Raw genomic sequence first — 18,657 nt, forward strand, 5'->3', positions numbered from 1 at the left:
AGCGATCGCGGCAATGCCTGCGATGATCCGCTGTTGACCGGCCCAACCTGAATTGAGTCCTGAATTGAGTTTGCTGTCGGGACGTGTATTAACACGTTTCGTTCCGGTATCGTTCGCCCGGACGAGTTCGATCACCGCCTGTTGCCCCCCAGGAAATTCCGGGGAAATCGCAAGGGATCATGACCGCCCAGCCCGCCCCCGATCGCACATCCGATCCGTCTCGCGACGCGCGGTCCGTGCTCAGTTCCGTGTTCGGCCTGTCGGGCTTCCGCGGCGCGCAGGAGAAGATCGTCCGCCACGTCACCGCGGGCGGCAATTGCCTGGTGCTGATGCCGACCGGCGGCGGCAAGTCGCTGTGCTACCAGCTGCCGTCGCTGCTGCGCGACGGCTGCGGCATCGTGGTGTCGCCCCTGATCGCATTGATGCGCGACCAGGTCGCGGGCCTGACCGAAGCCGGCGTCAACGCCGCGGTGCTGAACTCGACGCTGTCCTATGAGGAAGCCTCCGAGGTCGAGCGGCGGCTGATCGCGGGCGATCTCGATCTGCTCTATGTCGCGCCGGAACGGCTGCTGACGCCGCGCTGCCTCAATCTGCTCGGCCAGGCGCAGATCGCGCTGTTCGCGATCGACGAGGCGCATTGCGTGTCGCAATGGGGCCACGACTTCCGCCCGGAATATATTGGCCTGTCGGCGCTCGCCGAGCGCTTCCCCAAGGTGCCGCGCATCGCGCTGACCGCGACCGCGGACGCAATGACGCGGAAGGAGATCGCCGAGCGGCTGTCACTCACCGACGCGCCGGAGTTCGTCGCAAGCTTCGACCGGCCCAATATCCGCTACGAGATCGTCGACAAGCAGAATGCGACCACGCAGCTGAAGAACTTTATCAGGGAACGCCATGCCGGCGACGCCGGCGTGGTCTATTGCCTGTCCCGCGCCAAGGTCGAGGACGTCGCGGCGGCGCTCAGCGAGGCCGGCATTGCCGCGCTGCCCTATCATGCCGGGCTCGATGCCGGTGTGCGTGCCCGCCATCAGGACCGCTTCCTCAACGAGGACGGCATCGTGATCGTCGCCACGGTTGCGTTCGGCATGGGCATCGACAAGCCCGACGTGCGCTTCGTCGCGCATCTCGATCTGCCGAAGAGCATCGAGGCCTATTACCAGGAGACCGGACGCGCCGGCCGCGACGGCAAGCCGTCGGCGGCGTGGATGGCCTACGGCCTCTCCGACATCGTGCAGCAGCGCCGCATGATCGATGAGTCCACCGGCTCGGATGCCTTCAAGCGCGTCTCGATCGGCAAGCTCGACGCGCTGGTCGCACTCGCCGAGACGGTGCATTGCCGGCGGCAGCGGCTGCTCGGCTATTTCGGCGAGACCAGGACCGAGCAAAGCTGCGGCAATTGCGACAACTGCCTGACGCCGCCGCGGGTGCGCGACGGCAAGGTGCTCGCGCAGAAGCTGTTGTCCTGCGTCTATCGCACCGGGCAGCGTTTCGGCGCCATGCACCTGATCGACGTGCTGGTCGGGCGGCTGACCGAGCGGGTCAAGCAGTTCAACCACGACCAATTGTCCGTGTTCGGCATCGGCCGCGAGCTCAACGAGAAGCAGTGGCGCGCGGTGCTGCGGCAGCTGGTGGCGATGGGCCATCTGCGCGCCGACAGCGACGCCTTCGGCGCGCTGAAACTGACCGACAGCGCCCGCGGCGTGCTGAAGGGCGAGACCGCGGTGATGCTGCGCGAGCAGCCGGAAGGCGCGCGCAACCGCGCGGTGCGCGGCAAGTCGCGCCGCGGCGAGCTCGTGCCCGCAGCCGACAGCCCGGGCGGGGTCGCAAACCCCGCGCTGCATGCGGCGTTGCGCGCCTGGCGTTCGGAGATCGCGCGGGCGCGCGGCGTGCCGGCCTATGTGGTGCTGCACGATTCGACCATCGACGGCATCGCCGCGATGCGTCCGGACACGCTGGGCGACCTGCGCAACATCGCCGGCATCGGCGACAAGAAGCTCGAGCACTATGGCGACGAGCTGATCCGGATCGTGCGTGGGACGGAGGGCTGATCTGACCTCGTCATGTTCTCTTCGTGGTCATTGCGAGGGGCCCGCGACAAAATATCGAAAACAACCCCATGCAAAGCAGCAGGCAGCCGCCGGCACCCGAAAAAGCGCTTGACGCGTCGGGCAACTCAGTGGTATTTTCTATTATTCCGAAATATTGCCAGCGCCCACGATGCAGTAGCTAAGTCGTCGTCGAGCGGCCCGATCACCTCTCAACGCGACAAGGGGCGTTCCCGGTTGGCCCAATAGGGACACTGCGGACAAACCTCCCCTTGGGGATAGTCAATCCCCTCCTCATGCGGACACCCCATCATCGTCGGCACCGAGGCAACCGTGCGCACGTCCTCCGCTCGAAGGAAAGTTGCGATCTCCTCCATGATCGCCGGATCATGGCGAACATCGCCGGTTTCAGAGAACCATCTGCGCAATGCGAAGGGAGGCGCTCCCTCCGCGGTGACCACCGCGACGGCGACCTTACTGGCGCGAAGGTTGTCGGGTCCATAGAATGCCACCGTGCCGACCAGATAGCCCCGAAAACCTGATTTGCTCTTCTTTTCCAGCCACTTCTGTGGCTTCCATCCGAGTTTCATGGCTATTTCTTTGCGGGCGACGATCGGACGACAGTATGCAATCTTCTTGGATCGCACGACCTCAAGAGGCCTGTTTGGACGCCAAAAGTTTAGCAAAGTTACGCTTCGCCTTATGGCGCGTCATGAGATCGGCGAGGTAGACCGAATGTTGAGCGGCTCCGTGAAGCCGTCTCATCCGCTTGATCATGGCGCATGCGTCGACATAATTGCCCTGTCCACCCATCGCAACTTTGCGTTCCACCAACCGGGCGTAGGCCTTCGATGCCTCGGCGGGGAGAGCCGCTTCGCTCGCCTCGGCGAGCTCTTTCATGACGATTTCGCGGCATCCGTGCTCACTGACAGCCACCCATGCGTCCGCAAGCAATCCCTCTGCCAGCAGCACGCGAACAAGAACGTCGGCCACGCCGAATATGCCCCATTCCGCTTGCCGGCGAGACTTTTCGGCTCTGCCCCTCAGTGCGGCGAGGGCCTTGTCGCGGACGAGGACCTGAGCCTCGCGATCGCCGGCGGTGGATTTCAATCGCTGATATAGCTCTACGCTGGGCTCCCTGACGAACTGCTTCCAGAGCAATCCGTTGGCATCTTCGCCTCGTCCATTGCGCTGAAGGAGACTGCAGGCAAAGAAAACCAGATCCCTGTCTGGCTTATCCTCGAATTTCCAAAGCCCCTCTTCGGCCCATTTCAGCGCCTCCTGTTCCCTTCCGTGGTCCAGGCACACCTGAGCGACGTCGAGATACCTATGCGCGGTTGATAGATCACTCGCTCGAATAGCGATGATCCCATCAATATCCTGGTCTCGTTCGGCGAAACGCTCCATCATGGTTCGGAGCGCATATTCTGCGCTGGACCGAATCTCCGTTCGTCTCCCTCGCCCGGATTTCACCTTCTGCCATGCCTCGGTTGCGAGTCTGCGATATTCTGCAAGCCCGGCCGCGCCGAGGACGTCTGAATAGGTCTCACTTGCGCCAAAGAAGAAATCCCAGTCGGAGTCGACTTCGCGCTTGAACAGCGTCCTCGCCAACTCGATAGGCTCAGGCTTCGACTGCTCGCAAGCCGCAAGGTGAATTGCGCAGGCCCGCGCGTAGCAAGCTCCTCCACCGCCATCGGAATCATCAACCTTGGCCAAGGCCTCATCCATTCGCGCAAAGAAATGTTCGAGCAATTCGAGGACAAGCGATGCTCGCCTGCGTTCGAGCAGAACCGAGATGCGATCAAGAACGCGGTCAATTTCACGAGCCCACTCACGCATTCCGCGATATTCGACGGTGCCACGGACCCGCGTCACGTCTGTGATGGCTTTCTTGAGTTGTGCAGCCAGCGTGGCATCGTCGGCGGTGTCGAGCGCGGCCGATAGCTCCAGCTCCCCAAGCAGCATGGGATCGCGCCGGACGAGTTCGAGAACCATCTCGACAAGACGATCGACACCCTTTGAGCGCAGATGGTCACGAAGCTTGCCAAGTCGGCTCGAGGCCTGGGCAAACGCACCCGGTTCCAGGTTGTTGACAGTCAAGGCAACCGCCGTCAGATGCTTGCAGAAGCCCCAATCGGCAAATGCCTGGCATGTACAAACACCGGAAAAACTCTTGCCTCGTCCGGCCAACTCGCAGCGATAGAATTCGGTACCGGACACCTGCGCGACCACGCGGGTCTCGTCGATGGTTATGACCTCCACGCGGCCATCCGCGTGATAAGCGCAGCCCCGAGCGAAGACTTTTTCACCAGCGACCTCCTGCAACGCAGCCATATCGAATCGATCGGTCCGAACCACGGCTTCAACGTCGGGGGCCGATCGCTTTCGGGGGCGCACCATATTCACAGCCTGTCGCTCTCGGGAGGTCGATCGCCACAATATATCCGACCGCACCAGCCCAGACGAGATTCGAAAAGCCGTCCAGAACGCAGAGAATGACGACCGCCGCCAGTTCGGCCATCCCCGCCGCATGTCCGCGCAACCTGAGGTCCCGTCTGCCGACCTGTTTCGCCATCCGCCACTGCTGCTGTTCGTGGCGTCACACAACTTCTCCCAACTCGCCTATGCTGTGGATGAAACTGTTCCCGTCGCTGCGCAGGGTCCAGCGCCTGGAATGAGGCAGCACCCGGATACCGCAGCCCTTCGCCCCGCGGCATAGGAGCCATACCCGGCCCGGCCACGCATGCGCTTGCGGGCCGTGCCGCGCTCGCCCTAATCTTTGCATTGCCCGCCCAACGAGGCGCGGCCAAGACATAACGACGACAGAGGGAAGAGACGGGCCATGATTCAGCAGAGCCCTCAGGAGAGCGCCGCGCGCACAACTGCGCGCCCTGCCGAAACTGGAACGTTCGATGCCGTGGTGATCGGCGCCGGGTTCGCCGGCATGTACATGCTGCATCGGCTGCGCGGGCTCGGCTTCACCGCGCGGGTCTATGAGGCAGGCGGCGGCGTCGGCGGCACCTGGTACTGGAATCGCTATCCCGGCGCGCGTTGCGACGTCGAGAGCCTGCAATACTCCTTCTCGTTCTCCGAGGAGCTCGACCAGGACTGGAGCTGGTCGGAGAAATATTCTCCGCAGCCCGAAATTCTCGCTTACGCCAACCACGTCGCCGACCGCTTCGACCTGCGCAGCCAGATCGTGTTCAACACCCGCGTCATCGCGGCGACCTTCGACGAGCAGGCAGGGAGCTGGCTGATCGAGACCGATCGCGGCGACAGGGTGAGCGCAAAATTCTGCATCATGGCGGTCGGCTGCCTGTCGGCGCCGAACCGTCCGGCCTTCACCGGCATGGCGGATTTTCGCGGCCCGATCTATCACACCGGCGAATGGCCGCATGAAGGTGTCGATTTCACCGGCCTGCGCGTCGGCGTCATCGGCACCGGCTCGTCGGCGATCCAGTCGATCCCGATCATCGCGCAGCAGGCCTCCGAGCTCACCGTGTTCCAGCGCACCGCGACCTGGTCTGTTCCGGCATGGAACGAGCAATTGTCACCGGAATATCTCAGGGAAGCCAAGGCGCATTATCCGGAGCTGCGCGCGAAAGCGCGTGCGCGCCCGACCGGCTTCTATTTTCAGTTCAACGCCCAACCCGCATTGCAGGCGAGCGAGGACGAGCGCGAGCGGCTGTATGAGGAAGCCTGGCAGCGCGGCGGCCTGCCCTTCCTCGGCGCGTTCGGCGACCTGCTGTTCGAGAAGGCCGCCAACGACACCATCGCCGATTTCGCGCGCGAGAAGATCCGCGGCATCGTCAAGGATCCCGCCACCGCCGAGCTGCTGTGCCCTCGCAACGTGTTCGGCTGCAAGCGGCTTTGCGTCGATACCAACTATTTCGAGACCTACAATCTGCCGCATGTGAAGCTGGTCGACGTGTCGACGACGCCGATCGAGCGCTTCACCACCGAGGGCATCGTGGTCGACGGCACCGAATACAAATTCGACGCGATCGTCTCCGCCACCGGCTTTGCCGCCATGACCGGTTCGTTCGACAAGATCGCGATCACCGGCCGCGGCGGGCAGACGCTGGCCGAGAAATGGCGGGCCGGCCCGCGCGCCTATCTCGGCCTCGCCTCGGAGGGTTTTCCGAACCTGTTCATGATCACCGGTCCCGGCAGCCCGTCGGTGCTCGCGAGCATGATCCAGGCGATCGAGCAGCATGTCGACTGGCTGGCGGACTGCCTTGGCCACATGCGCGACATCGGCGCCGACACGATCGAGGCGGTCCGCGACGATGAGGATGCCTGGGTCGCCCATGTCAACGACGTCTCCACGGTCTCACTGCGCTCGACCTGCAGCTCCTGGTATGTCGGCGCCAACATCCCGGGCCGTCCCCGCGTGTTCATGCCCTATATCGGCGGCTTTCCGATCTATGTGCAGAAGTGCAATGAGGTGATGAACTCGGGCTATGAGGGCTTCGTGCTGCAGGGCGGACGCAACGGCAATGCGCCGCCGCAGGTCCGCTTCACCGGGCGTTGGCAGGTGCCGCTCGACATCGAGGTGATCTCGCCGGCCGCGGTTGCCGCCAGGCGCGTCCCGGTGGTCTGAGCCGCAAGCGGTATCCGCGCCGGGATTGCGCATGATAGTGTCGCGCCGGCTCGCGTCGCATCGCGCGCCGCACGGGGGACGATGGCCGATACGGCATTGCAGGGATTGGTCGAGCGGATCGGCGCGGATCACGTCGTGCGCCGGCTTGGGCTCGAGGCCGCGCACGAGAAGCAACTGATCGGCCAGGGCACGCTGGTGTTCAATGTCGAGAACTGGCGCCTGGCGCCGTGGGTCGTCACGACTGCGCTCAAGCTGGTCGGCCTCCATGGCCGTGCGCGGCGCAATGCCGACCGGGTCGAGGTGCGGCGCAATCTGGTGATGTCGCCGCGGCTGCCGGCGGCCTTCGACGGCTTCACCATCCTTCACCTCAGCGATCTCCACGCCGACATCAGCCAGGGCGCGATGCGGCATCTGGCAGACATCGTGCGCTATCTGGCTTGCGACATCTGCGTGCTGACCGGCGATTATCGCGGCAAGACGTTCGGCTCGTTCGAGACCAGCCTCGCGCTGATGAAAGACGTCTGCGCGCGGATCAAGCGGCCGCTCTACGGCATCCTCGGCAATCACGACAGCATCCGCATGACGCCGGCGCTGGAGGCGATGGGCATCCGGATGCTGTTCAACGAGCACGAGCCGATCACGCGCGACGGCGCGACGATCCATCTCGCCGGGATCGACGACGCGCATTTCTACCGCACCGACGACATCGCAAAGGCTGCCGCGGCGATCCCGCGCGAGGCGTTCTCGATCCTGCTCGCACACACCCCGGAATCCTATCGCGCGGCTGCGGCGGCCGGCTTCGACCTGATGCTGAGCGGCCATACCCATGGCGGCCAGCTCTGCCTGCCCGGCGGCGTCGCGATCAAGCTGGAGGCGCGGCTGCCGCGCCGGATGGGCAAGGGCGCCTGGCGCTTCGGCGAACTCGCCGGCTACACGTCGACCGGCGCCGGCACCAGCCTCGCGCCGGTGCGGCTGAATTGCCCGGCGGAGATCACGGTGCATACGCTGCGGCGGCTCGGATGAGCTCTGATACTCCTGCCCTAGGTCGCAGGCGCGCATTGCTAAAATATCGAAAACAACACATGCAAAGTAGCTGGCGAGTTGCCGGCCCCTCGCGGGAAAAACCTGTGGCACGCGATCGCGAATGGAACTGCCTCCTCACAGGAGGCGGAGGGTTCGAGCACGATCTCTCTTCCGAGCAGCTTGTTCATGCCCAAGAATACAGTGCAAGATGCTTGAGCGGCTAGGTATGGAAGATTCCATTAACCATAACGCGCTCGGATCAATCTGCTGTATCTGGCTTCGGCTTACCCCACGGCCAAGGCTGAGGTTTCTCGGGCTCGGGCTCGGGCGCGGGCGCGGATAAAGGAGGAGATGGAAGGTAACCGACCGCCGCGCACGGCATCCTGGTCAGCCAATAGCCGTGCGGCCGGAGCCGCACGAACCGATCCTGCATGCGCCAGAGCATCGTACTGAACACCATCTCGGGGTCTTTCCCCTGGATTGTCATCCCATCCCGCGTGACCGCCTTGAATAACTCGTCACGGGCCATCGGGCGGCCGTTTTGAAGTAGAACCTTTTCCGCCTTATCCCCAACCATATGGCGCGGTGGGTTGAGTAGCCGCAGGCGCGGCGCGGGCGAGGGAGTTTTCTGAAGTTCGAGCGGTAGCTCTGAGGGGTATGATTGGAACACCGCGTAGTCCGCGATAAAGGTCTTAATCCTCTCTAACTCCTTACGTTTTTCTTCGATCTGTGCTTGCAATTGATTAATGGCGGCCGCGATCTCGTCTCGCCGCTTCTCAGCGTTCTGTAGCGCGGTATCAGCCACGGATGTTCCTCCTGTGTTCTAATTCGAATGGTATAACGCGCGGATGGTACATTCAAGAACGTTGTATGCGGGGCTGAATCGTGATTAACTGTGAGCAGTCGAATCCTATTCCGGAAACGACTACGGCCACCCGCTCGGGTGGCCGTGTGTGGCTCTGACACCAACCAGCGTAGCTCGACGCCGGGAGAAGATCGAGGAAGTCGTGTCGTTTTACCTGCGCTTCGGCAGAGAAATGGAGAGGGCTGCCACCCGTCTCCAGCCGAGGCTCGGAATATGCCCGACTACCGGGGGGCGGAGAAATCCGCCCCCTTTTTTAGTATGTAAGGTTTTCTCAGGCAAAAGTCAAACTGGATTTAGCGATTTTTGCTGCGAATCCAATATCTTAGCTTAAGAGTCAAAACCTAATTGTTTACAATTGGTTAAGAATCACATCGCCAGCGACTTTGCGCTACATTCCTAGCGATTTCCGCTCGCCGTTCTGGGGATGCTTTTCAGCTGTGGCCTTGCTGACCTCAAGGCTCCGCGACGAGCTAGAGCGACGGCAGCCGGGGTCGTCTCCGACGTCTCGGCTTTGCCGCGAGGCGGCGCGCTATTGCGGCTCCCGAACCGAAGACGGCGCCGGCTCATCCGGATCGCTGAACCAGTAGTGGGATGCGAGGGCGTGGACACCGACGCCGATCAGGAAGATGCCGGCGTACAGCTCGATGGTGTGATTCAGCCCCAGCAGACGGGCCCGCAACACCGCGCCCTGCCCCTGGCAGGTCCAGAACCAATGCCCCACGGCGACGATGCCAAGGCCAAGCGCGGCGATGGCCCGGCCGGCCGCATTCATCATCCTCACGCGATGGTCTCCCGACTCGCCCGGTCCGGACAGAATATCGGGAGAAGATGACTCCGACCTTACTCGTGCAAATGCAGCGCGTAGTCCGGTGAAGCGCAGCGTAATCCGGGCTACGAAGCCATGAAATCAGAAGCCCCGCCGGCCTCAGCCGTTGCGGAAGGCGTAGGCGTAGCCGTTGAGCGCCGGGGCGCCGCCGAGATGGGCATAGAGCACCTTGGATCCGGCCGGGAAGAAGCCCTTCTGCACCAGGTCGATCATGCCCTGCATCGACTTCCCCTCATAGACGGGGTCGGTGATCATGCCTTCCAGCCGCGCGCTGAGACGGATCGCCGCCTTGGTCTCTTCCGACGGCACGCCATAGGCGGGATAGGCGTAGTCCTCGATCAGCACGACATCGTCCTTGACGATGTCGCGGCCGAGCTCGACGAGCTCAGCCGTGTTCTGCGCGATCGACAGCACCTGCGCCTTGGTCTGCGCGGGCGTGAACGAACCGTCGATGCCGATCACGTTGCGCGCGCGGCCATCGGCGGCGAAGCCGACCAGCATGCCGGCATGGGTCGAGCCGGTCACCGTGCAGACGACGATGTAGTCGAACTTGACGCCGAGCTGGCGCTCCTGCGCGCGCACCTCTTCGGCAAAGCCGACATAGCCGAGCCCGCCATATTTGTGCACGGAGGCCCCGGCCGGAATGGCGTAGGGCTTGCCGCCGGCCGCCTTCACCTCCTCGATCGCCTGCTCCCAGCTCTTGCGGATGCCGATGTCGAAACCTTCGTCGACCAGGCGGACGTCGGCGCCCATCACCCGCGAAAGCAGGATGTTGCCGACGCGGTCATAGACCGCATCCTCGTGCGGCACCCAGCTTTCCTGCACCAGCCGGCACTTCATGCCGATCTTGGCTGCGACCGCTGCAACCATGCGGGTGTGGTTCGACTGCACGCCGCCGATCGAGACCAGCGTGTCGGCGTTGGAGGCGATCGCGTCGGGGATGATGTATTCGAGCTTGCGCAGCTTGTTGCCGCCGTAGGCGAGCCCGGAATTGCAATCCTCGCGCTTGGCATAGAGTTCGACCTTGCCGCCGAGATGCTTTGACAGCCGATCGAGCTTCTCGATGGCGGTCGGCCCGAAGGTGAGCGGATAGCGCGCGAATTTTTCCAGCATGCTGGCGTCCTCTTTGGTGGTCCGAAACGGCGGCAATCTTTATCACCCTCGACGCGAAAGGTGCGCTCTAACTCGGCAGGTGAAATCGCCCAAGATTGCGCAATTTCTCACCGATGCTAATATTTCTCTCGAAATATCCGACAAAAATGAGAGATTCTTCCATGCCCGCCGAGCTCGACCGCATCGACCTCAAGATGTTGCGATTGCTGCAGAAGAATGGCCGACTCAGCAATGCCGAGCTGGCCGATCAGGTCGGCGTCAGCCCCGCGACCTGCCATCGCCGCACGCAGGCGCTGTTCGACGAGGGTTATGTCAGCAGCGTGCGCGCCATGGTGGCGCCGCGCAAGCTCGGCAAAGGCACGCTGGTCATGGTCGGCGTCGTGCTCGACCGCTCGACGCCGGAAAGCTTTGCCAGCTTCGAGCAGGCGGTGGCGAAACTGAAATGCGTGCTCGACTGCCACCTCGTCGCCGGTGACTTCGACTACTTCCTCAAGATCCGCGCCGGCGACATGGAGGATTTCAACCGCATCCATGGCGACCAGCTGATCGCACTGCCCGGCGTGCGGCAGACCCGGACCTTCTTCGTGATGAAGGAGGTGGTGGACAATGCGGCGCTGGAGTTTTGAGCCTGCACCAGCGGCCGCCCATGCTGACGCGCGTCATCGGCTCCGGTCTTATCCGTCACGTCGAGCGCCGAAATCGCGCCCTGGCACGAAGCGGAGGTAAGCTGCAGGATCCGCCCGGCTCACCGAGAAGAGTAATCCTTTCATCCGACTTGATGGGGCGTGCAAACGAGCGCAGTCTTCCCAGGAATCTCCACGGGGTTGCTGGCGGGGGAGGTTCATCCGCGGGTGACGGCTCATGAACGCCACGGCGATGAAATTGGTCATAGCGTTGGTGGCACTTGCCGCCGCCGGCACGGCCGTTTTCGTGTTTGGCGTCCGCCAAAGCCAGCAAATTCCGGGCACGGGCACGCCTTTGATGGCGGCGGCGCCATCCGCGCCGGGGGCTCCCGCACGAGACCAGCGCCAGGCGGCGTTGGCGAAGGTGCAGACCGACACCGCAGCCCTGGCCGACGCGCTCGCAGGACCGACGCCGGCACCTGATGGCAACACGTTGCCGGAGTTCGACGTCGTCAACGTCGAGCCGACCGGCGAGACCGTCGTCGCCGGCCGGGCGCTGCCTGATGCGACGGTGGAATTGCTGCGCAACGGCGAGGTGTACGATCGCGCGGTGGCGGACAAATCCGGCCAGTTCGTCATGGTCCCGCGCCCGCTGCCGCCGGGAAACCACGACCTGACCCTGCGCATCATGCGTGACGGCAAGCAGGTGACCTCGAAGCAGAGCGTGGCGGTGGCGCTCGAGGCCGCGGCAAGGGAGCGTCCGATGGTGGCGCTGATGACCCCGGACACGCCGGTCCGGGTGCTGTCGCAACCCGGCGCCACGGCATCGGCTGCGGGGAAGATGGCTATTGAGGCGGTCGAGACCGAACCGGGCGGCAAACTCCATGTGAGCGGTCAGGCCGCTCCCGGCGCGACCGTCAGGCTCTACCTCAACGGCAGCCCGATCACGTCTGCCACGGCCGACCAGACGGGACGCCTCTCGGTCACGATCAACAAGGGCGTGACGCCCGGCGACTATCGGATCCGGCTTGACGAGGTCGACCCCGGTTCCGGCAAGGTCCGCGCGCGTGCCGAGGTGCCGTTCAATGTTCCGGACACGACGACGACGGCATCGATCCCGGCGTCGGCAGCGTCGTCCACCGGTGCAGGCACGGTCACGCCGCAGCTCGCGACGGCAGCCACCACCGCTTCTGAAGCGAGCTCGCCGTCCACGGTGATCGTGCCGAAGATCACCACGACCACCGTGACCCGCGGCGACAGCCTGTGGCGGATCAGCCAACGTGCATTGGGCACCGGGCAACGCTACGCGGTGATCTATCGCGCCAACTCGCAGCAGATCCGCAATCCGAACCTGATCTATCCGGGCCAGGTCTTCGTTCTACCGACACGGTAAGGCCGGAACGCCGCCAGGCCAGCGCGGCAACACCATTTCACCGAGGCCATGCTAAGGACGCAGAGGCCGGGTGAACGGCCTGCGCGCGACAAACCCCAGATCTGGCGTAGCCGTGCGCGCCACCCTAGATGAGCCCGCATGCCCCACCCCGCCCTCGAGGATTTCGTCGCCGGCCACCAGCGCCTGTTCGTCCTGACCGGGGCCGGCTGCAGCACCAATTCCGGCATTCCCGATTATCGCGACAGCGACGGCAACTGGAAGCGGACGCGGCCGGTCACGATCCAGGCATTTCTGGGGGAGGCGACGACGCGGCAGCGCTATTGGGCGCGCAGCATGGTCGGCTGGCGGCGGTTCGGCCGGGCGATGCCGAATGGTGCGCATCGCGCGCTGGCAAACCTGGAGCAACAAGGGCGTTGCGAGCTGCTCTTGACCCAGAATGTCGACCGCCTGCACCAGGCTGCGGGCAGCCGGCGCGTGATCGACCTGCACGGCCGGCTCGACGTGGTGCGCTGCCTCGGCTGCGGCGCCACGATGCCGCGCGAGCGGTTTCAGGGCGAACTTGCACGGCTGAACCCTGCCTGGCTCGCGCTCGATGCCACTGATGCGCCCGATGGCGACGCCGATCTCGAGCAGGATTTTTCGTCATTCGTGGTGCCGGCCTGCGAGGTCTGCGGCGGCGTGCTGAAACCCGACGTGGTGTTCTTCGGCGAGAACGTGCCGCGCGACACGGTCGCGTCGGCACAATCCCATCTCGAGCAGGCCGACGCGTTGCTCGTCGTCGGCTCCTCGCTGATGGTCTATTCCGGCTTCCGCTTCGTCCGGATGGCGGAGCAGCGCGGCCTGCCGATCGCCGCCGTCAATCTCGGCCGCACCCGCGCCGACGAGCTGCTGACGCTCAAGGTCGAGGACCAGTGCGAAGCGGCGCTGGCGTTTTTGCTGTAGTTGGCTGCGCTAACGGTTCGTCACGCCCGATGGCGCGGCGATTTGGCCATCGGCAGGTTGGCGTTCCAGTGGGTCCAGCTGACGCTGGCGAGGCTGCCGAGATCGGTCGCCAGCGGGCGGCGGGTGCGGCGCTCGTACTCGGCGATGCAGCGGCCCGATTCACCGATCTTGCGCTGCAATTCGTCGATCGTCATCTGGGTCGCGCGGCCGCAATTGGCCTTGCCGAGTTGATCGACCTCGATCTGCTTCAGCGCCGCACGCAGCTTCTTCAGCTGCGCGCGCTGCCAGGCAATGTGACTGTCGCTGTCTGCCGTCATGTGGCCGCCACCATCTTTGATCGTTGCACGCCGTTGGGAACCTCGATGTCGACCTCGAGCATCGAGACGAACTTGCCGCGATCCATCCGGACCACGACCTTGTCGGGATCGACGTCGATATGCTTGGACACCACGCTCAGGATTTCCGAACGGAGCGTTTCCAGAAGATCGGGCGCACCGCTCCGGCCGCGCTCATGCGACAGCAGGATCTGCAACCGCTCCCGCGCGACGGGCGCTGATGCAGCGCGGCCGCCGAACAGCCGCATTACGTTCATCATGCCGCCCTCCGTCGCAGCAGCCGGTCCATCAGCCCCTTGCGCTCGACCGGCACGATCATCTCGACTTGCTCGCCCATCAGGCGTCGCACCGCGTCGGTATAGGCCCGCGCCGGCGCGCTGCCTGCGGCGTTCAGCGTGACCGGGCAGCCGACATTGGAGGCGCGCAGCACGTCCTGGCTTTCCGGAACGATGCCGAGCAGCGGCGTCGCAAGGATCTCCAGGATATCGTCGATCGACAGCATCTCGCCGCGCGCGGCGCGGCTGGCGTCATAGCGGGTGACCAGCAGATGCTTCTCGACCCGCTCGCCGCGCTCGGCGCGGACCGTCTTGGAATCCAGCATGCCGATGATGCGGTCGGAGTCGCGCACCGACGACACTTCCGGGTTGGTGACGATGATGGCCTCGTCGGCGTAGCGCATCGCGAGCGTGGCGCCGCGTTCGATGCCGGCCGGGCTGTCGCACAGGATCCAGTCGAACTTGGTCTTGAGGTCGGCGATCACGCGCTTGACGCCCTCTTCGGTCAGCGCGTCCTTGTCGCGGGTCTGTGACGCCGGCAGCAGCCAGAGATTTTCCAGCCGCTTGTCGCGGATCAGGGCCTGCGGCAGTTTTGCAACTCCCTGCACGACGTTGATCAGGTCGAACACGACCCGCCGCTCCGCGCCCATCACGAGGTCGAGGTTGCGCAGGCCGACGTCGAAATCGATGACGACGACATTCTGGCCCATTTGCGCGAGCGCCGCGCCAAGCGCGGCGGTTGAGGTCGTCTTGCCGACCCCGCCCTTCCCAGACGTCACGACCAAAACCTTGGCCATTCTCTCTCTCCTTGTAGTCAGTCGGTCAGTTCAATGGTGTGATGCGCAGCATTTCGCCCTCGAGCCACGCCTGGGCGGGCCGGTTGCGCAGGCTGTCGGAAATGTCATCCGCGGTCTGGTAGTAGCCGTCGATGGCGAGCAGTTCGGCCTCGATCCTCTGGCAGAAGATCCGCGCCGCCGAATTGCCGTTGATGCCGGCCATCGCGCGGCCGCGTAGCGTGCCGTAGACATGGATCGAGCCGCCGGCGACGATCTCGGCGCCGGAGCCGACCGAGCCGAGCACGGTGACGTCGCCTTCGGCAAACACGATCGACTGGCCGGAACGGACCGGGCTCTCCAGCAGCAGCGACGGCAGCTTGCCCTTGTCCTTGTCTTTGTTCTTTTCCTGCGCCGGCGGCGCCTTCGGCTCGACATGGGTGATCGCGCAGGCGCGGCCGCCGGTCAGCAGCGGCGGCATGTTGGCGCCGAGCTTCGATTCGTCGACCCCTTCGATGCCGAGGATGCGGATGTTGCGTTCGGCGAGGCTGCCGATCAGATGCGCGATCGCGGCCTGGCTGAGGTCGACCGCTGAGAGGTCGAGCACGACGGGCTTGCCGGCGAAGAAGCCGGGCGATTTCGCCAGCGTCACGTCGATCTCGGCGAGCCACGACACGACCGGCACGACCGGCGAGAAAACGAACGCAACATAGGAGCGCCCGCGCATGCGGACCTGCTGACGTGCGACCTGTTGAGTTGCGTCCATCGCCCCTGACTCGGTTGTCTTGTCGAATGGTTAACAATCGACCCGCATGGTTAACCAAAGGTTAACAGGGCTGGGTGTTTTCACGGATTTGAAACAGATGGCAGTTTGGCTACGCTCTCCCAAGCTGCGGAGCGCTGACGAACACAACTGCAAATGTGCGCCGACGAAGCTCAAGCAACTGGAGGCTCGAGAAGACCCGGGGCTCCGCGAACCAAATTTGAGCTGGATCAAATTTCACCGGACCGGCTCACTGACAATGACGCCCGCGTTCGCAGGATCATGTCATGGCCAAGTCGCGCTGGACCGAGATTTTGCGCTGCCCGAAGTGCCCGCGCACGGGGTGCGCCGAGCTTTGCGAGATCGGCCCCTTCCGCAATCGAATCGAGCGCGTCTCGGAGGATTTCGAGATTCGCACCGACGAGCGGGGCAATGATTTCCAATGCAAGTTTTGCAAATTGCCAGCCCTGCCATAGCTGCGGATGCTCTCAATTGCATCCGCCGCTGTGGCATTCGCGCCGACTGTCAGCCAGACGACGCTGGTCAACGCCTCCCCGACGGCGCTCGCTCGGCCTGAACGGATGCATCGAACACCGCGCGGCATGACGGGCTGAGCTGCTCGACCTGCGCCGCCATGCAATCCCTGATCTTGCTGCGGTTCGGGATGTAGGCGCCGCAGAGCCGCATCGCGTCGCCCATGCAGGCCTGGCGCTGCATCGATTCGTTCGGGTCGGACTGAGCCAAGGCGGGCGTCATGGCTGGCGCCATCGTTGCGGCGACGAACACGAGGGCAAGGCGAAGTTTCATGGATCACTCTCTCACTGGCGGTTGAAGGGTCGTCGAGACCGAGGTCACGACTGCGGTTTGCGGCCGTTGCCGGCGGCGGGTTCGCCGTCGTGCGACGGCGGAAGGTGCAGAAGCGTTGCGATCGTGGTGTCGAGCAGTTGCGCCCATGCAGTCTCGGGATCGATCTCGGGCGCGAGCCGGCCGAGCAGCGTCGGAAAAGTCGGCGGCTGGTTGAGTGCGGCATTGAGCAACGCGAAGAACAGCGCCGGATGGCTGCTGCGGATGATGCCCGCCGCGATGCCGGCCTGAAACAGCTCGCGCGCACTCTCATAGGCCGGACGCAGCAGCTTCTCGGTCACCCGCGTGGAGCGCTCAGGCGTCTCCGCAGCATGGCGAACCACGAAATTCCTCAGCTGCGGATGCGCCGCATAGAACGTGGCGATGGTGATGATGAGAGCGCGAAGCCGGTCACCGAGCGATCGGCTGGTATCGGTCGCGATCGCATGCACTTCGGTCATCACAGGCAGCGCGAGCACGACGATGCGATCGAGGCAGGCGTCCCACAGCGCGGCCTTGTTGCCGAAATGGACGCGCACGAGATTCGGCGCGACGCCGGCCGCCGCCGCGACGCTGCGCAGGTCGGCGCCGTCGAAGCCCTGGGCCGCAAAGGCCTCGGTCGCCGCGATCAGCAGCGCCTGGCGGCCATCCGGCATGTCCTTGCTGCGGCGTCCCTTGGGCCGGGACATGGGCGCGATTGCTGCTTTGCTGGTATCGATCATCGTTCGCTTTATATGTTCGATCGTACATATAAGTGCAGAGATCGACCGTTCAAGGGGGGCTGACGAAGCGAATTATGCTCAGAAACCCTTTTAAAGTCAGTGACTTGGTTCAAACACCCCTTGGTTATCGCCGAACCGGCCGAGCCCGAACGAAAAAGGTCGGCGTCGATTGACGCCGGCCCAAGCCATCGCGTGCTCTCGCGAGGCAAGACGGGAGCCCTCGAGCTCGGAGGCCCAGGTCTTCCCGATCTGCTTCACGACGCTGTCCGGCAGCAGCGCCTGACCTTCGGACGACATCGAAGTTCGAAACGGCAAGGGATACCGCTGTTCGCGGTCCGCTCTTGAGCGTGATGGAACGTCGCGACGGAGCCTATTCCGCCTTGATGTTGGCCGACTTGACGATCGGCCACCATTTCTCGACCTCGGCGGCTTGATGGTCGCGCAGCGCGGCGGAGCCCTGTTTGTCCGGCGGCGGAATCTCCTGCCCGAGTTCGGCGAAGCGTTGCCGGACGGCGGGCTCCGCGAGTGCCGACATCACCGCCTTCGACAGCGTCGACACGATATCGGCGGGCGTGCCCTTCGGCGCCCAGATGCCGTGCCAACAGGCGATATAGAGACCCGGCAATCCGGCTTCATCGACGGTCGGAATATCGTCTGCCGATGCGAGGCGCGACGATGCCGTCACCGCGAAGGCTTTCACGGTCCCGCTCTTCACCTGCGGCAGCGAGTTCGAGGCCTGGTCGAACATGATGTCGATATGCCCGGCCATCAGATCGTTCAGCGCGGGGCCGGCGCCGCGATACGGCACGAAGGAGAAGTTCGTAGCCGTCAGCTGCTGGAAGAACACGCCTGCGACATGCGCGCCCGAACCCGGGCCCGCGGTACCTGCTGTCGCCTTGTCACCATTGGCCTTGAGCCAGGCGATCAGCTCTTTCAGATTCTTCGCCGGCAGATCGGGCCGGCCGATGATCAGCTGCGGTCCACTCGCGATCAGCGCAACGGGAGCGAATTCGCGCACGTCGTATTGCAGCTGATAGATCGCACCGTTGAGGCAATGCGTACCCCAATGCCCGATCGTGATCGTGGAGCCGTCAGGCGCCGCGCGCGAGGCGCGCAGCCCCGCGACGGTGCCCGAGGCGCCGGTGACATTCTCGATGATGACGGGATGGCCGACCGCATTACGCATATATTCGGCGAGGATCCGCGCCAGCACATCGGTCGGCCCGCCGGCGGCGAACGGCACGATCATCGTGATCGGGCGTGCCATGGTTTCGGCGCGCGCGCGCCCCGATGCCAGCGGCAGCGCAGCCGCGCCGAGCACGAGCCGCAGCAATGGCCGGCGAGACATGTTGGGCATGTGCGTTCCCCCTCGTGCTTGTCATAGAGCCCTGCGCCTGCAAGCTCCAGCCCTTCGACGTGGCCCGGTCCAGCATGAATTGCGCGGTCGCGCGGCCGGCGCTGCGGATCGCCGGGACCCGGACATCGCATTGAATGTCGGCCATCATCCGCGCCG

The 18,657-nt window shown here is 64.3% G+C and carries 19 protein-coding genes; 7 read left to right on the forward strand and 12 right to left on the reverse strand.

Features of this window, described 5'->3' with window-relative positions; translation table 11 throughout:
• Positions 1-179: 179 nt before the first annotated feature.
• Positions 180-2,048, forward strand: a complete 1,869-nt coding sequence (gene recQ, locus JQ507_31455) for a DNA helicase RecQ (GenBank protein ID QRI69335.1) — start codon at positions 180-182, stop codon at positions 2,046-2,048.
• Positions 2,049-2,257: 209 nt separating this feature from the next.
• Here recQ and JQ507_31460 read toward each other — a convergent pair whose 3' ends face one another.
• Positions 2,258-2,635, reverse strand: a complete 378-nt coding sequence (locus tag JQ507_31460) for a hypothetical protein (protein QRI69336.1) — start codon at positions 2,633-2,635, stop codon at positions 2,258-2,260.
• A 61-nt stretch (positions 2,636-2,696) separates the two neighbouring features.
• Complete coding sequence (locus JQ507_31465) at positions 2,697-4,379, reverse strand: acyltransferase (protein QRI69337.1); 1,683 nt, start codon at positions 4,377-4,379, stop codon at positions 2,697-2,699.
• Between the two features lie 508 nt (positions 4,380-4,887).
• On the opposite strand from JQ507_31465, the gene JQ507_31470 reads away from it, so the two are divergent.
• Together JQ507_31470 and JQ507_31475 are read left to right on the forward strand one after the other, a co-directional pair.
• Complete coding sequence (locus JQ507_31470; protein ID QRI69338.1) at positions 4,888-6,648, forward strand: NAD(P)/FAD-dependent oxidoreductase; 1,761 nt, start codon at positions 4,888-4,890, stop codon at positions 6,646-6,648.
• 81 nt (positions 6,649-6,729) lie between these two features.
• On the forward strand, positions 6,730-7,671 hold the full coding sequence (locus JQ507_31475) for a metallophosphoesterase (protein QRI69339.1): 942 nt from the start codon (positions 6,730-6,732) through the stop codon (positions 7,669-7,671).
• Between the two features lie 259 nt (positions 7,672-7,930).
• On the opposite strand, the gene JQ507_31480 is transcribed toward JQ507_31475, so the two are convergent.
• From JQ507_31480 to JQ507_31490, 3 genes are all read right to left on the reverse strand, one after another.
• Positions 7,931-8,476, reverse strand: coding sequence for a hypothetical protein (locus JQ507_31480; protein QRI69340.1), 546 nt, complete (start codon positions 8,474-8,476; stop codon positions 7,931-7,933).
• Positions 8,477-9,065: 589 nt separating this feature from the next.
• The gene (locus JQ507_31485) at positions 9,066-9,308 is read right to left on the reverse strand and encodes a hypothetical protein (GenBank protein QRI73595.1); all 243 of its coding nucleotides are present in this window, start codon (positions 9,306-9,308) and stop codon (positions 9,066-9,068) included.
• Positions 9,309-9,461: 153 nt separating this feature from the next.
• A complete protein-coding gene (locus tag JQ507_31490) occupies positions 9,462-10,475 on the reverse strand; it encodes a 1-aminocyclopropane-1-carboxylate deaminase (GenBank protein ID QRI69341.1) in 1,014 nt (337 codons plus the stop codon).
• A gap of 161 nt (positions 10,476-10,636) precedes the next feature.
• Between JQ507_31490 and JQ507_31495 the strand changes: the two genes are divergently transcribed.
• The 3 genes from JQ507_31495 to JQ507_31505 all read left to right on the forward strand — a co-directional run bounded on the left by JQ507_31495 (position 10,637) and on the right by JQ507_31505 (position 13,433).
• On the forward strand, positions 10,637-11,101 hold the full coding sequence (locus JQ507_31495; protein ID QRI69342.1) for an Lrp/AsnC family transcriptional regulator: 465 nt from the start codon (positions 10,637-10,639) through the stop codon (positions 11,099-11,101).
• A gap of 235 nt (positions 11,102-11,336) precedes the next feature.
• Positions 11,337-12,491, forward strand: a complete 1,155-nt coding sequence (locus JQ507_31500; protein QRI69343.1) for a LysM peptidoglycan-binding domain-containing protein — start codon at positions 11,337-11,339, stop codon at positions 12,489-12,491.
• A gap of 138 nt (positions 12,492-12,629) precedes the next feature.
• Positions 12,630-13,433 (forward strand): NAD-dependent protein deacetylase, encoded by an 804-nt coding sequence (locus JQ507_31505; GenBank protein QRI69344.1) that lies wholly within the window; start codon positions 12,630-12,632, stop codon positions 13,431-13,433.
• Positions 13,434-13,453: 20 nt separating this feature from the next.
• Here JQ507_31505 and JQ507_31510 read toward each other — a convergent pair whose 3' ends face one another.
• From JQ507_31510 to minC, 4 genes are read right to left on the reverse strand one after another with little or no spacing between them, the layout of a single operon-like run.
• Positions 13,454-13,750 (reverse strand): hypothetical protein, encoded by a 297-nt coding sequence (locus JQ507_31510; protein ID QRI69345.1) that lies wholly within the window; start codon positions 13,748-13,750, stop codon positions 13,454-13,456.
• Complete coding sequence (gene minE / locus JQ507_31515; GenBank protein QRI73596.1) at positions 13,747-14,025, reverse strand: cell division topological specificity factor MinE; 279 nt, start codon at positions 14,023-14,025, stop codon at positions 13,747-13,749. Before minE ends, JQ507_31510 begins: the two co-directional genes overlap by 4 nt.
• Positions 14,025-14,840, reverse strand: a complete 816-nt coding sequence (minD, locus tag JQ507_31520; GenBank protein ID QRI69346.1) for a septum site-determining protein MinD — start codon at positions 14,838-14,840, stop codon at positions 14,025-14,027. Before minD ends, minE begins: the two co-directional genes overlap by 1 nt.
• Positions 14,841-14,865: 25 nt before the next feature.
• Positions 14,866-15,582, reverse strand: a complete 717-nt coding sequence (gene minC, locus JQ507_31525; protein ID QRI69347.1) for a septum site-determining protein MinC — start codon at positions 15,580-15,582, stop codon at positions 14,866-14,868.
• Positions 15,583-15,866: 284 nt separating this feature from the next.
• Between minC and JQ507_31530 the strand changes: the two genes are divergently transcribed.
• The gene (locus JQ507_31530) at positions 15,867-16,055 is read left to right on the forward strand and encodes a hypothetical protein (GenBank protein QRI69348.1); all 189 of its coding nucleotides are present in this window, start codon (positions 15,867-15,869) and stop codon (positions 16,053-16,055) included.
• Positions 16,056-16,122: 67 nt separating this feature from the next.
• On the opposite strand, the gene JQ507_31535 is transcribed toward JQ507_31530, so the two are convergent.
• From JQ507_31535 to JQ507_31545, 3 genes are all read right to left on the reverse strand, one after another.
• A complete protein-coding gene (locus tag JQ507_31535) occupies positions 16,123-16,386 on the reverse strand; it encodes a hypothetical protein (GenBank protein QRI69349.1) in 264 nt (87 codons plus the stop codon).
• A 44-nt stretch (positions 16,387-16,430) separates the two neighbouring features.
• Positions 16,431-17,078, reverse strand: coding sequence for a TetR/AcrR family transcriptional regulator (locus JQ507_31540; GenBank protein QRI73597.1), 648 nt, complete (start codon positions 17,076-17,078; stop codon positions 16,431-16,433).
• 436 nt (positions 17,079-17,514) lie between these two features.
• Complete coding sequence (locus JQ507_31545; GenBank protein ID QRI69350.1) at positions 17,515-18,501, reverse strand: tripartite tricarboxylate transporter substrate binding protein BugD; 987 nt, start codon at positions 18,499-18,501, stop codon at positions 17,515-17,517.
• Between the last annotated feature and the right edge of the window lie 156 nt (positions 18,502-18,657).

Source organism: Bradyrhizobium sp. PSBB068 (assembly GCA_016839165.1).
Lineage (GTDB): Bacteria > Pseudomonadota > Alphaproteobacteria > Rhizobiales > Xanthobacteraceae > Bradyrhizobium.

What these genes read in the sequence shown, in the direction of transcription:
- recQ (QRI69335.1), top strand. Translation starts at nt 180, where the DNA reads ATGACCGCCCAGCCCGCCCCCGATCGCACATCCGATCCGTCTCGCGAC.
- JQ507_31460 (QRI69336.1), bottom strand. Translation starts at nt 2,635, where the DNA reads ATGAAACTCGGATGGAAGCCACAGAAGTGGCTGGAAAAGAAGAGCAAA.
- JQ507_31465 (QRI69337.1), bottom strand. Translation starts at nt 4,379, where the DNA reads ATGGCTGCGTTGCAGGAGGTCGCTGGTGAAAAAGTCTTCGCTCGGGGC.
- JQ507_31470 (QRI69338.1), top strand. Translation starts at nt 4,888, where the DNA reads ATGATTCAGCAGAGCCCTCAGGAGAGCGCCGCGCGCACAACTGCGCGC.
- JQ507_31475 (QRI69339.1), top strand. Translation starts at nt 6,730, where the DNA reads ATGGCCGATACGGCATTGCAGGGATTGGTCGAGCGGATCGGCGCGGAT.
- JQ507_31485 (QRI73595.1), bottom strand. Translation starts at nt 9,308, where the DNA reads ATGAATGCGGCCGGCCGGGCCATCGCCGCGCTTGGCCTTGGCATCGTC.
- JQ507_31490 (QRI69341.1), bottom strand. Translation starts at nt 10,475, where the DNA reads ATGCTGGAAAAATTCGCGCGCTATCCGCTCACCTTCGGGCCGACCGCC.
- JQ507_31495 (QRI69342.1), top strand. Translation starts at nt 10,637, where the DNA reads ATGCCCGCCGAGCTCGACCGCATCGACCTCAAGATGTTGCGATTGCTG.
- JQ507_31500 (QRI69343.1), top strand. Translation starts at nt 11,337, where the DNA reads ATGAACGCCACGGCGATGAAATTGGTCATAGCGTTGGTGGCACTTGCC.
- JQ507_31505 (QRI69344.1), top strand. Translation starts at nt 12,630, where the DNA reads ATGCCCCACCCCGCCCTCGAGGATTTCGTCGCCGGCCACCAGCGCCTG.
- JQ507_31510 (QRI69345.1), bottom strand. Translation starts at nt 13,750, where the DNA reads ATGACGGCAGACAGCGACAGTCACATTGCCTGGCAGCGCGCGCAGCTG.
- minE (QRI73596.1), bottom strand. Translation starts at nt 14,025, where the DNA reads ATGAACGTAATGCGGCTGTTCGGCGGCCGCGCTGCATCAGCGCCCGTC.
- minD (QRI69346.1), bottom strand. Translation starts at nt 14,840, where the DNA reads ATGGCCAAGGTTTTGGTCGTGACGTCTGGGAAGGGCGGGGTCGGCAAG.
- minC (QRI69347.1), bottom strand. Translation starts at nt 15,582, where the DNA reads ATGGACGCAACTCAACAGGTCGCACGTCAGCAGGTCCGCATGCGCGGG.
- JQ507_31530 (QRI69348.1), top strand. Translation starts at nt 15,867, where the DNA reads ATGGCCAAGTCGCGCTGGACCGAGATTTTGCGCTGCCCGAAGTGCCCG.
- JQ507_31535 (QRI69349.1), bottom strand. Translation starts at nt 16,386, where the DNA reads ATGAAACTTCGCCTTGCCCTCGTGTTCGTCGCCGCAACGATGGCGCCA.
- JQ507_31540 (QRI73597.1), bottom strand. Translation starts at nt 17,078, where the DNA reads ATGCCGGATGGCCGCCAGGCGCTGCTGATCGCGGCGACCGAGGCCTTT.
- JQ507_31545 (QRI69350.1), bottom strand. Translation starts at nt 18,501, where the DNA reads ATGCCCAACATGTCTCGCCGGCCATTGCTGCGGCTCGTGCTCGGCGCG.